The following is a 12391-nucleotide window of genomic DNA, read 5'->3' on the forward strand; positions in this document are numbered from 1 at the left end:
GGTTCGGATCGCGCCGTAGGTCGGCACGGTTTTGGGTGCGGGAGCTGCGGATTGCGTCGTCGGCCGGCCGCGCGCGGTCGGGTGGGCGGGGTTGTCGTGGCGTCGGGGTGGGCATGGAGTGGGCGGCGGCTACGCTGGCGGCGGTAACTTCGACCGCCGCGCCGTATCGACGGTGGACAACGAACCGATTAGATGAGGAGCGGTGCCATGCGGCCCGGTGCACAGCCGAACATGCAGCAGCTCATGAAGCAGGCGCAGAAGATGCAGGAGCAGGTCGCTCGGGCGCAGGCCGAGCTGGCCGAGGCCGAGCTGACCGCGAGCGCCGGCAACGGCCTGGTGACCGTCGTGATCACCGGTCTGGGTGAGTTCAAGTCGGTCAAGATCGACCCGAAGGTGGTCGACGCGGACGACGTGGAGACGCTGGAGGACCTGGTGCTCGCCGCGATTCACAGCGCCGCCGAGGCGCAGCGTGAGCTGGCCGAGACGAAGATGGGCCCGGCGACCGGCGGCTTCTCCCTGCCGGGGTTCTGATCCCGTGTATGAAGGCGCCATCCAGGACCTGATCGATGAGCTGGGCCGGCTGCCGGGCGTTGGCCCGAAGTCGGCGCAGCGCATCGCCTTTCACGTCCTCTCCGCGGACCCGGCCGACGTGAACCGGCTGGCCACCGCGCTGCGCAAGGTCAAGGACCTGGTGCGTTTCTGTACGACCTGCTTCAACGTGGCCGAGTCGGAGCAGTGCCGGATCTGCCGCGATCCACGCCGTACCAACGAGGTGTTGTGTGTCGTGGAGGAGCCGAAGGATGTCGTGGCGATCGAGCGCACCGGTGAGTTCCGGGGGCGCTATCACGTGCTCGGCGGGGCGATCAACCCGCTCGAAGGCATCGGGCCCGACAATCTGAAGATCCGTGAGCTGCTGTTCCGGGTCGGGACGGGTGAGGTCAAGGAGCTGATCCTGGCCACCGACCCGAACACCGAGGGCGAGGCCACGGCGACCTACCTGGCGTTGCTGATCAAGCCGATGGGTCTCACGGTGACCCGGCTGGCCAGTGGTCTGCCGGTCGGCGGTGACCTGGAGTACGCGGACGAGATCACGCTGGGTCGCGCTTTCGAGGGGCGGCGCGCCGTCTGAGCGCTCTGTGTTGGGGTGGTTGCGTTACGAAGCAGCCCTGTAACAACACGATTGGATACCAACGGCTCCCCGGAAACTTACCGGGCCGTTAATGTCCGTCGCATCGGTGGCACACTCCACCGCGTTGACCACCCCCACAAGGCAGAGGTGAAGCACGATGCGTCCATCGAGGCGGAGGGCCGCGATCGCGGTTGCCGCAGTCGCCGTTCTGGCAGCTTCCGGCTGCGCCGAGAGTGAGCGTGACGGAGGTGGCAACACCGCAGTCAAGGACTCGCTGGTCTTCGGTGTTGCCGGCGACCCGAAGGTCCTTGACCCGAGCTTCGCCAGCGACGGTGAGTCGCTGCGTGTCGCCCGGCAGATCTTCGAGACCCTGGTGCGCCCAGAGGAGGGCGGCACCAAGCCGTCGCCCGGTCTGGCGGAGAGCTGGACCCCGGATGCGGCCGGCACCACCTGGACGTTCAAGCTCCGGTCCGGCGTGAAGTTCCACGACGGCACCGACTTCAACGCTGAGGCCGTCTGTGTCAACTTCGACCGCTGGTACAACTCGACCGGTCTGATGCAGAGCCCCGACGTCACGCCGTACTGGCAGGACGTGATGGGTGGCTTCGCCAAGAACGAGAGCGCGGAGCTGCCGCCGAGCCTCTTCAAGTCCTGTGCGGCCAAGGACGCGACGACGGTCGACCTGACCTTCACCCGCGTCTCCAGCAAGATCCCGTCGGCGCTCATGCTGCCGTCGTTCTCGATCCACAGCCCGGCCGCCCTCAAGCAGTACGAGGCGTCGACCGTGGCCGGCACCGCCGACGACATCAAGTACCCGTCGTACGCGCTGGAGCACCCGACCGGCACCGGGCCGTTCAAGTTCAAGACCTGGGACCTGCCGAACAAGTCGCTGACCATCGAGCGCAACGACGCCTACTGGGGCGACAAGGCGAAGCTGAAGACGGTCATCTTCAAGACCATCTCCGACGAGAACGCCCGTAAGCAGGCGCTGCGTTCCGGCGACATCCAGGGCTACGACCTGGTGGGCCCGGCGGACGTCGAGCCGCTGAAGACGGAGGGCTTCAACGTCCTGACCCGTCCGGCGTTCAACATCCTCTACCTGGCGATCAACCAGAAGGGCAACCCGGCGCTGGCCAAGCCCGAGGTGCGCCAGGCGATCTCCTACGCGATCAACCGGCAGGCCCTGGTCGACTCGAAGCTGCCCCCGGGCGCCAAGGTCGCCAGCCAGTTCATGCCGGACACGGTCGAGGGCTGGAACGCTGACGTCAAGAAGTACGACTACAACGTCGAGGAAGCCAAGAAGCTGCTGGCCGCGGCCGGCGCGAGCAACCTGAAGCTGAAGTTCCACTACCCGACCGAGGTCACCCGGCCGTACATGCCGAACCCGAAGGACCTGTTCGAGCTGGTCTCGGCGGACCTGAAGGCGGTCGGCATCGAGGTCGAGGCGATTCCGCTGAAGTGGAGCCCGGACTACCTGAACGCCACCACCTCGGGTAGCAACCACGACCTGCACTTCCTCGGCTGGACCGGCGACTACGGCGACGCCTACAACTTCATCGGCACCATGTTCGACCGGCAGAAGGACGAGTGGGGCTTCAACAACCCGGCTCTCTTCGCCCAGTTCAAGGACGCCGACACGACCGCCGACCAGGCGGCCCGTGTGGAGAAGTACAAGGCTCTGAACGCCGCGATCGCGGAGTTCGCTCCGGGTGTGCCGATCTCGCACTCGCCGCCGGCCATCGTCTTCGGTAAGGGCCTCACCGGCATCACGCCGAGCCCGCTGACCGACGAGCGGTTCGTCGGGGCCACCTTCTCCTAAGTCGTAGCCGCAACCCGGCATCTCCCTATTGCTCTACCGGCGGGCGGGCGTCATACCCTGACGCTCGCCCGCTGTCGACCTCCCACCTTACGAGGCGGCCTTGATTCGGTTCATCGTGCGACGCCTGCTACAGCTGATTCCGACGCTGTTCGGTCTGTCGATCCTTCTGTTCATCTGGTTGCGCCGCCTGCCCGGCGGCCCCGAGACCGCGATCCTCGGTGAGCGCGGCACCCCGGAGCTGCGTGCGCAGATCCGGAAGAACCTGGGCTTGGACGAGCCGCTGCTGATCCAGTACGGCCGGTTCATGAAGCGCATGCTCAAGCTCGACCTGGGCACCTCGATCTCGACGAAGCGCGAGGTCATGACGGAGTTCCTGGAACGTTTCCCGGGGACCGTCGAGCTCACCATCACCGCGATGATCATCGCGATCGGTGTGGGCATCCCGCTGGGCTATCTCGCCGCCCGCCGCCGTGGCAGCTTTCTGGACAGCGCCTCGGTGGGTGGCTCCCTGATCGGCATCTGCGTTCCGGTGTTCTTCCTGGCGTACGTGCTGAAGTCGATCTTCTCGGAGAACCTGCACCTGTTCCCGTCGAGTGGCCGGCAGGACCCGACACTCGGCGCCACGCGGGTCACCAACTTCTTCGTCCTGGACGGACTGATGACCCGGGAATGGGATGCCGCGCTCGACGCACTCTGGCACCTGATCCTGCCCGGCATCGCCCTGGCCAGCATCCCGCTCGCGATCATCGTCCGGATCACCCGGGCCAGCGTGCTGGAGGTGCTGAGCGAGGACTACGTCCGGACCGCCCAATCGAAGGGCCTGACCGAGCGTACGGTCCGCGGCCGGCACATCCTGCGTAACGCGATGCTGCCGATCGTCACGGTGATCGGCCTGCTCACCGGTGGTCTGCTCTCCGGCGCGGTGCTGACCGAGACGGTGTTCGCGTTCAGTGGCATCGGAGCGTTCCTGTACGAGGCGATCAGCAACCGTGACTATCCGGTTCTGATGGGCTTCATCATGATCATTGCGGTCTTCTACGTCCTGGTGAATCTGCTGGTCGACGTGTCGTACAGCCTGATCGACCCGAGGGTGAGGGTTCGATGAGCACCAAGACCGACAAGATCGACGCGCTGGGCGAGCTGTCCGCGGTCAAGCAGGACGAGCACGGCGTCAGCCTGTGGACGGAAGCGTTCCGCCGGGTTCGCCGCAACCCGAGCGCCCTCGTCGGAACCGGCATTCTGCTGCTCTTCGTCCTGGTGGCGATCATCGGGCCGATGCTGGCGCCGTACTCGCCGACCGACACGATGGGCATCCGGGAAGGCGTGATCAAGCCCGGCTCCATTCCGGGGCCGTCGGCCGAGCACTGGTTCGGTTACGACCACCAGGGCCGTGACGAGTTCAGCCGGATGCTGGTCGGCGCCCGGCAGACGCTGCTGGTCGGCGTCATCTCCACCCTGATCGGCCTCACCGTCGGCGCGCTGATCGGTGGTGTCGCCGGTGCCGCCGCGGGCCTCGGTGGCCGGGTCGGCCGGGCTGTCGACTCGGTGCTGATGCGTATCGTCGACATGCTGCTGGCGCTGCCCAGCCTGCTGCTGGCGGTCAGCATCGCGGCCCTGCTCGGCGCCAGCCTCACCACCGTGATGATCGCGGTCGGTGTGGTCTCGGTGCCGATCTTCGCGCGACTGCTGCGCGGCGCCATGGTCGCCCAGTCCGGTGGCGACTACGTGCTCGCGGCCACCTCGCTCGGTGTGAAGCGGCGGCGGATCGCGCTCACCCACATCGTGCCGAACTCGCTGGCCCCGGTGATCGTGCAGGCGACGCTGACGCTGGCCACCGCGATCATCGAGGCGGCGGCGCTGTCCTTCCTCGGCCTGGGCAACCCGGACTCGTCGACTCCCGAGTGGGGCCTGATGCTCGCCGACGCCCAGCCGTACCTGGACGCCCGGCCCGGTCTGGCGATCTATCCGGCGATCGGCATCATCATCACCGCGCTCGGATTCACCCTGCTCGGTGAGGCGTTGCGCGAGGCCCTCGACCCGAAACTGCGGAAGTGAGGCCGCGATGCCACTGCTAGACGTCAAGGATCTGTCCGTCACGTTCGAACGGCGCGGTCAGCGCACCGTACGGGCCGTCGACGGGGTGTCGTTCTCGGTCGAGGCCGGTGAGGTCGTCGGCCTGGTCGGTGAATCCGGCTGCGGCAAGAGTGTCACCTCGCTGGCCCTGATGGGCCTGCTGCCGAAGCAACGCGGCGTGAAGATCGGCGGCTCGGCGATGTTCGCCGACACCGACCTGCTCAAGACCGATGAGCGGTCGATGCGGGACATCCGCGGCCGGGACATCGCGATGATCTTCCAGGACCCGCTGTCCTCGCTGAACCCGGTCGTGCCGATCGGCGTCCAGGTGACCGAGGTGCTCACCCGGCACCGCGGCCTGACCGGTGAGAAGGCCCGCACCGAGGCCACCGACCTGCTCAACCGGGTCGGTATCCCGGACCCGTCGCGGCGGCTCAAGGAATACCCGCACCAGCTCTCCGGCGGCATGCGGCAGCGGGCGCTGATCGCCATGGCGGTCGCCTGCCGGCCGAAACTGCTGATCGCCGACGAGCCGACCACCGCGCTCGACGTGACCATTCAGGCGCAGATCCTGGAACTGCTGCGCGGCCTGGTCCGCGACTCCGGGACCGCGCTCGTCATGATCACGCACGACCTCGGTGTGGTGGCCGGCATGTGCGACACGGTCAACGTGCTCTACGCCGGCCGGGTCGTCGAGTCGGCCCGTCGCAAGCCGCTGTTCGCCGAGCCGCGGCACCCGTACACCACGGGACTGCTCGGTTCGGTTCCGCGCCTCGACTCGGGCAAGGGCGAACGGCTGCACGCGATCCGTGGTTCGGTGCGCGACGTCCTGCCGTGGCCGGACGGGTGCGCCTTCGCGCCGCGCTGCGACAGGCGCGTCGACGCCTGTGTCGGGGAGCCTCCGGCGCTGGTCGAGGGCATGCACCGGCACGCGTACCGCTGTGTCAATCCCGAGTCGCGGACCGTGGAGGTGTCGTCGTGACCGAGGTGCTGGTCGAGGTCGACGACCTCAAAGTGCATTTCCCGATCAAGCGCGGCGTCTTCCTGGACCGGGTGGTCGGGCACGTCAAGGCGGTCGACGGTGTCGACCTGCGGATCGAGAAGGGCCAGACGTACGGGCTGGTCGGCGAATCCGGCTGCGGCAAGTCCACCCTGGGCCGTGCGTTGCTCCAGCTCACCCCGCCGACCGGTGGGCGGGTGAACTTCGACGGCACGGAACTGACCACGCTGCCGGCCAACCAGCTGCGGACGATGCGCCGGCGCATGCAGATGATCTTCCAGGACCCGATGTCCAGTCTGGACCCGCGGCAGAACGTCGAGTCGATCCTCACCGAGGGCCTGCACGCGCACGGCCTCGGCGGCAACCGGGCCGAGCGCCGGAAGATCATCGCGAAGTCGCTCGACGCGGTCGGCCTGCCGCAGTGGGCGCTGTCCCGCTACCCGCACGAGTTCTCCGGCGGTCAGCGGCAGCGCATCGGCATCGCCCGGGCCGTGGTGCTCAACCCGGACCTGATCGTCGCCGACGAGCCGGTCTCGGCACTGGACGTCTCCATCCAGGCGCAGGTGATCAACCTGCTGGAGGAGCTCCAGGAGGAACTCGGCCTCACCTACCTGGTGATCGCCCACGACCTCGCGGTGGTCCGGCACATCTCGGACACGGTCGGCGTCATGTACCTGGGCGCCCTCGTCGAGGAGGCGCCGAGCGACGACCTCTACCGTCAGCCGCTGCACCCGTACACCCGGGCGTTGATGTCGGCAGTTCCGGTGCCCGACCCGGAGGTCGAGGACCGGCGCGAGCGCATCCTGCTCGCCGGCGACCTGCCGTCACCGGCGAACCCGCCGTCCGGCTGCCGTTTCCACACGCGGTGCCCGTGGGCGCAGCCGACCAAGTGCCGCGACGAGCGGCCCGGCCTGCGGATCATCGGTACCGGCACGCACCGGGTGGCCTGCCACTGGGCCGAGCAGATCGAGTCCGGCGAGATCCGGCCGCACGCGGTGAAGGCCGAGGTCATCGCGGACGGCGCCGGGGCGAAGGACGCCCACGGCGCCCTCCACTCCGCGTTGGAGACGCCCGGCGGTCCGGTGGTCTGAGAAACCCTTTCTGTGGTACGCGAAGAGGCCGCTCCCTGGTCGGGGGCGGCCTCTCTCGGTTCCGTTCTCAGAACATGAACAGCGGCCGGTCCGACTGCCGGAGGTACTCGCAGCCGACCCCGATGTCGGCGCCGGACGTCTCGGTGAACAGGATGCAGTTGTCGCCGAGCGAGGACCCGTCGGCGCCGCCGTCGACGGTGTCGATGCCGTCGCTGTGACCGGCGTCCAGGTAGTCGTCGCCGGCCTCGCCGTAGAGCTGGTCCCGGCCCTCGTTACCCTCGGCGGCGTCGTTGCCGGCGCCGCCGCGGATCACGTCGTCGCCCGAGCCGCCGGCGAACTTGTTGGCCGAGCCGTTGCCGGTGAGCCGGTCGTTGCCGCTGCCGCCGCGCACGTCCTCGACGTCCCAGCCGACCGTGTCGCGTTCCCCGGCCTGGCCGTCGTCCCGGGCGACACCGTCGAGATCCACGGTGACCGCCCGCGTGCGGTCCTGGTAGTCGACGAAGTCCTCGCCGGTGCCGCCGAACAGCACATCGGCGCCGGTCTCGGCGTAGAGCCGGTCGTCGCCGGCGCCACCCTCCAGCCGGTTGTCGCCCGGCCCGCCCAGCAGGATGTCGTTGCCGCCGAGGCCCAGCAGAGTGTCGTTGCCCAGGCCGCCCTGCAACTCGTCGGGACCGTTGGTGCCGGCCAGACGGTCGTTGCCGTAACCGCCCCAGATCCGGTCGATGCCGGTGAGGGTGTCGCGTTCGCCGTTGGCCCCGTCGTCGCCGGAGACGCCGTCGGAGTCCGCGCTGATCGGCTTGCGGCGGTTGGAGTAGTCGGCGAGATCGCTGCCCGCGCCGCCGGAGATCAGGTCGCGGTCCGAGTACGGCAGCGGGTAGTCGTCCGCCCCCTGGTCCCACTCCTGGTAGAAGTAGTCGTCACCGGCGCCGCCGTATTCGCGGTCGTTCCCGGCGCTGCCGACGAGTTGGTCGTTGCCGTCTCCGCCGGCGAGCGCGTCGTTGCCCCACTCACCGTTCAGGTTGTCGTTGCCGGCCTCGCCCCAGAGCCGGTCCGCGTCGTCGCCGCCGTCCAGCGTGTCGGCCCCGGCCCGGCCGTAGAGACGGTCCGCGCCGCCGGCACCGATCAGCCGGTCGGCTCGGGGGCCGCCGACCAGGGTGTCGTTGCCGTCGCCACCGTTGGCGGTGATCGCCAGGTCGGTGCGGTTGGTCACCGAGTCGTTCTTGGCGCCGAGGTAGAGCAGGACCCGGGTGGGCGTTCTCGCCGTTGTGCAGCGGACCCGGGTCTTGTCTCCCTTGACCGCCTTGCAGCCTTTGCCGGCTTTGACCGCCACCCGGTCGTCGATCGTGACGATGTTGCCGGAGCGGGTCATGACGACCCGGTTGACCTGCCCGGAACCGGCGACGAACTTGACCCGGGTGGAATCCACAACGGACGCGACACCCGTCGCCGCGGCCTGCGCCGGGACCCCGAAAGCGAACGTCGCGGTCAGCGCGGCGGTGCCGGCGCCGAGTATTCGAGATGTACGAGTCACAGTGGATCCTTCCCCCGTGCGGTGCTGATGATCGTAGATCCTCGTCGCAACGGAGGCGTTTCGTCCAGCGGCGGTGACCATCGCATTCAGCCCGGCGGTCGCGTTGCGGCCGTGCGCCGTCGCGGTGTCGCGGTGTAGGTGGGGAGCAGTGGTTTCCGGTGCGGCCCACGGCGTACCGAACAAGGGGTTATGACCAGGGGATCTCTGGAGATCGATGGAAACGTAGACCGTCGCGGACCCATCTCGGGCCGTAGGCGCCCAGGCGGGCCCGGAACGAGGGCCAGTCGTGGGTGGCCCGCGGTGACCAGCCGATCTCGGCGATGGCGACCAGGCGGGGGAAAGCCAGGAATTCGATGTCGTCCTCGGTGCGCAGCGTCTCCGACCAGAGGGGCGCCTCGACGCCGAGGATGCTCGCCTCGGGGATGCCGGGCAGCAGGGTCGCCGGATCCCAGCCGTAGGCGGTGCTCACCTCGATCGCTCCGGCCCAGTCGAGGCCGCCGGGGGTGAGGCGGTCGTACTCCATGTCGAGGTAGGTGCGGTTCGCCGGCGACATGATCAGTTTTGCGCCGGCGGCGACCGCGGTGGCGACCGACGGGTGGTTGCGTTCCCGGCCCCAGAATTGCAGGACCGATCGGGCGGCCGCCGGTGACTGGCCGATCTCGTGCCAGCCGTAGGGGATCTTGCCGTACTTCTCGACGAGCGGCAGCACCCGGCGCTGGAATGCCAGGTAGCTGCCGTGCGGTGTGGCGAACGACTCGTCGCCGCCGATGTGCAGGTACGGCCCGGGTGTCATCTCGGCCAGTTCACGAATGACGTCCTCGACGAACCGGTAGGTGATCTCCTCGCGCACGCAGAGGGTGCTGTAGCCGACCCGCATGTCGGTACGCGGCCGCGGCGCCACCCGGTCACAGGTCAGCTCGGGATACGCGGTCTGGGCGGCGTTCACGTGACCGGGCATGTCGATCTCCGGGACGATCGTGACGTTCCGGTCGGCGGCGTAGCGGACCAGGTCCCGGTAGTCCTGCTTGGTGAGGAAACCGCCGCCGTCTCCACCCACCCCGGTGCCCGGCGCGCCACCCACCTCGGTCAGCCTCGGCCACGCGTCGATCTGGATGCGCCAGCCCTGGTCGTCACTCAGATGCAGGTGCAGGTGGTTGATCTTGAAGCGGGCGATCCGGTCGATGTGGGTACGGATCTCGCCCGGGCTGTGGAAGTGACGGGCCAGGTCGAGCATGGTGCCCCGATACGCGTACCGCGGCCGGTCGTTGATCGTCCCACCCGGAATGATCCACTTTGCTCGCCGCGGTGAGTCCGCCTCGATCGCCGCCGGCAGCAGCTGACGTAGCGTCTGCACCCCGTTGAAGAGGCCGGCCCGTTCGGTGGCCAGCAACTCGACGCCGTCCCGGCGGACGGTCAGGCGATAACCTTCCGCGCCGTGCCCCGGCTCCCGCCCGAGCCGGATCGAGTTCTCCGCCGGTCCCGTGCTGATCGGCAGGGCGAAACCGGTCGCCGGCCGCAGGATCGCGGCGAGCTGCCCGCCGATGTCGGCGTCCCCGGTGATTGTGGTGCCCGACGTGATCCGGAAGTCGTCGCCCGGATCCGGTGTCGCCTCGGCCACCGCCGGAAGGACGCTGGTCAGGGCGATCGGCGTGCGCTCCGGGGACGGACCGGCCGAAGTGGACGCCGTGACCAGAGGCAGGGCCATGACCAGGGCTACGGCCAGACGGGAGACACGCACCCGCCCGACCGTAGCCACATCGGTCCAGCGATCAGAGCTCGCAGTTGGTCAGCACATCGTTCGTCGCACGCTCGCAGGTGTCACCGGTCGTGCCGTTGGCGCCGCCGTCCAAACGGTCCGATGTCCCACCGTCCGGCCCGCCGTAGAGGCCGTCGTCGCCGGCGCCACCCCACAGCCGGTCCCGGCCCTCGTTGCCGATCAGGGCGTCGTCGCCGCCACCGCCGACCAGGGTGTCGTCGCCCCGCGACCCGTACAGGACGTTACGGGCGCTGTTGCCGGCCAGCCAGTCGTTGCCGTCACCGCCCTGGATGTTCTCCACGTCGGTGCTGATCGTGTCGCCCTCACCGCGGGACCCGTCGTCCCCCTTGACGCCGTCGTTGTCCGCGGCCACCGCACGTTCGCGGGAGATGTAGACGACCTCGTCCTCGTCGGGGCCGCCGACGAACAGGTCGGCGTCGGGCAGATCCGGGTCGTAGGTCTGGTGGAAGTTGTCCACCCCGGGCCCGCCGTACTCGCGGTCGTTGCCGTCCATGCCGAACAGGCGGTCATGACCGTTGCCGCCGGACAGGGCGTCGTTGCCGCGGTCCCCGAAGAGCGTGTCGTCACCGTCGCCGGCCCACAGCCGGTCGTTGCCCTCGTCACCGATCAGGTCGTCGTTGCCGCCGTTGCCGTGCAACTGGTCCGCCCCGATGCCGCCGTAGAGCAGGTCGGAGCGCGGGCCGCCGTAGAGCTTGTCGTTGCCGGTGCCGCCGCTGGCCGTCATCCCCAGGCCGGTGCGGTTGACGACGGTGTCGTTGCGGTCGTAGGTGTAGACGCGGACCCGGGTGGGCGCCTTCGTGGTCGTACACCTGACCTTGGTCTTGTCGCCCTTGACCGCCTTGCAGCCCTTGCCGGCGGTGATCGCGACCCGGTCGTCGATCGTGATCGTGTTGCCGGAGCGGGTCAGCAGGACCGAGTTCTGCTTGCCGTTGGCCGCCTTGTACTGCACCTTCGTGACTTCCACGACCGAGGCGACCCGGGTCGTGGCGGCGCCGGCCGGAGCGGCGATCAGCGCGGTGGAGGCGATGGTGGTCAGGGTGAGCGCGGTGTGGAGCCGCCAGCGTGGACGTGACACCGGATCATCCTGCGACAGGCCTAGATGAGGATCAATCAGCCGTCCGGGCGGTGGAGGAGGCCGACGGCGATCGCGTGCACCGCGTCCAGGTCGGCCGGGTCGGTCAGCTTCACCCGGCCGCCGGTCACCGCGTACCACTCCTCGGCGTCCTTGTACTGCACGGACAGCACCGCCTCGCCGGCCTCGGAGAGCTCGGTACGCAAGGTGAGATTGCCGGTGACGACGCCCACCTCGTCGGTCATCACGCCGCCCGGCCCCGGAACGATGTCGGTGGTCTTGCTCATCAGCAGGTCCCCAGCATGTCGGTGAGAGCTTCCTTCTCCTTCTGCGTGACAGTCAGTTTCCAGTAGCTCTTCACCTCAATCCAATCCTTGGCGTACGTGCACCAGGCGTCCCTCGCCGGCGGCTTCCAGGTGGACGGGTCCTGGTCGCCCTTCGACCGGTTCGAGGAGGCGGAGACGGCGAACAGTTGCGGCCGGTCCAGGTCGTTGGCGAAGTCGCCGCGTTTGTCGTTGGTCCACTTGTCGGCGCCGGAACGCCAGGCGGCCGCGAGCGGAACCATGTGGTCGATGTCGACCTGGGTCGGCACGTCCAGCGTCTTGCCGTCGTACCAGCTGTCCCAGATGCCGTCGACGACGTTGCAGCCGGAGAGCTTGACCTGGTCACCGTCACGTTTGAGCACGGTGTCGCGGACGTCGCAGTTCTCGCCGGCGCTACGCCAGTGCGGGAACTTCTCCCGGCTGTAGCCCTTCATCGAACCGGACGCGGCGACGATCAGGGTGTCGAGGGCACTTCCGTCCCCACCGGAACTCGGCGGAGTGCCGGGATCACCGGCGGACGTCACCTCACAGCCGGAGGCGACGACGAGAGTCATGAACAGGGCGAGAACTGAGCTA

General features: G+C 68.7%; 11 protein-coding genes and 1 pseudogene. 7 read left to right on the forward strand and 5 right to left on the reverse strand.

The window, feature by feature from the left end; translation table 11 throughout:
• The first annotated feature begins 192 nt into the window (after nucleotides 1-192).
• The 7 genes from AB0E94_RS05980 (at nucleotide 193) to AB0E94_RS06010 (ending at nucleotide 7112) form a co-directional block, all read left to right on the forward strand.
• On the forward strand, nucleotides 193-531 hold the full coding sequence (locus AB0E94_RS05980) for a YbaB/EbfC family nucleoid-associated protein (protein WP_360323088.1): 339 nt from the start codon (nucleotides 193-195) through the stop codon (nucleotides 529-531).
• A gap of 4 nt (nucleotides 532-535) precedes the next feature.
• Nucleotides 536-1129 carry a recombination mediator RecR gene (gene recR / locus AB0E94_RS05985; protein WP_360323090.1) on the forward strand — a complete coding sequence of 198 codons (594 nt, stop codon included), beginning with the start codon at nucleotides 536-538 and terminating at the stop codon, nucleotides 1127-1129.
• A 157-nt stretch (nucleotides 1130-1286) separates the two neighbouring features.
• The gene (locus AB0E94_RS05990) at nucleotides 1287-2948 is read left to right on the forward strand and encodes an ABC transporter substrate-binding protein (RefSeq protein WP_360323092.1); all 1662 of its coding nucleotides are present in this window, start codon (nucleotides 1287-1289) and stop codon (nucleotides 2946-2948) included.
• A 100-nt stretch (nucleotides 2949-3048) separates the two neighbouring features.
• On the forward strand, nucleotides 3049-4053 hold the full coding sequence (locus tag AB0E94_RS05995) for an ABC transporter permease (RefSeq protein ID WP_360323094.1): 1005 nt from the start codon (nucleotides 3049-3051) through the stop codon (nucleotides 4051-4053).
• Nucleotides 4050-5003, forward strand: a complete 954-nt coding sequence (locus AB0E94_RS06000) for an ABC transporter permease (RefSeq protein ID WP_360323096.1) — start codon at nucleotides 4050-4052, stop codon at nucleotides 5001-5003. Before AB0E94_RS05995 ends, AB0E94_RS06000 begins: the two co-directional genes overlap by 4 nt.
• 7 nt (nucleotides 5004-5010) lie before the next feature.
• Nucleotides 5011-6003, forward strand: a complete 993-nt coding sequence (locus AB0E94_RS06005) for an ABC transporter ATP-binding protein (RefSeq protein ID WP_360323098.1) — start codon at nucleotides 5011-5013, stop codon at nucleotides 6001-6003.
• Nucleotides 6000-7112: an oligopeptide/dipeptide ABC transporter ATP-binding protein gene (locus AB0E94_RS06010; protein ID WP_360323100.1), complete on the forward strand. Its 1113-nt coding sequence runs from the start codon at nucleotides 6000-6002 to the stop codon at nucleotides 7110-7112. Before AB0E94_RS06005 ends, AB0E94_RS06010 begins: the two co-directional genes overlap by 4 nt.
• A gap of 67 nt (nucleotides 7113-7179) precedes the next feature.
• Here the strand turns inward: AB0E94_RS06010 and AB0E94_RS06015 are convergent, their stop codons facing one another.
• From AB0E94_RS06015 to AB0E94_RS06035, 5 genes and pseudogenes are all read right to left on the reverse strand, one after another.
• On the reverse strand, nucleotides 7180-8643 hold the full coding sequence (locus AB0E94_RS06015) for a calcium-binding protein (RefSeq protein WP_360323102.1): 1464 nt from the start codon (nucleotides 8641-8643) through the stop codon (nucleotides 7180-7182).
• Between the two features lie 187 nt (nucleotides 8644-8830).
• Entirely contained in the window at nucleotides 8831-10381 is a 1551-nt protein-coding gene (locus AB0E94_RS06020) for a beta-N-acetylhexosaminidase (protein WP_360323104.1), read from the reverse strand.
• Between the two features lie 31 nt (nucleotides 10382-10412).
• Nucleotides 10413-11495 (reverse strand): calcium-binding protein, encoded by a 1083-nt coding sequence (locus AB0E94_RS06025; protein WP_360323106.1) that lies wholly within the window; start codon nucleotides 11493-11495, stop codon nucleotides 10413-10415.
• Between the two features lie 35 nt (nucleotides 11496-11530).
• Nucleotides 11531-11776, reverse strand: a pseudogene (locus tag AB0E94_RS06030) (hypothetical protein); the annotation flags it as partial.
• Between the two features lie 2 nt (nucleotides 11777-11778).
• Nucleotides 11779-12369 (reverse strand): HNH endonuclease family protein, encoded by a 591-nt coding sequence (locus AB0E94_RS06035; RefSeq protein ID WP_360323260.1) that lies wholly within the window; start codon nucleotides 12367-12369, stop codon nucleotides 11779-11781.
• Nucleotides 12370-12391: the final 22 nt, after the last annotated feature.

The sequence above is a fragment of the Actinoplanes sp. NPDC026670 genome, from assembly GCF_040638175.1.
Classification (GTDB): domain Bacteria; phylum Actinomycetota; class Actinomycetes; order Mycobacteriales; family Micromonosporaceae; genus Actinoplanes.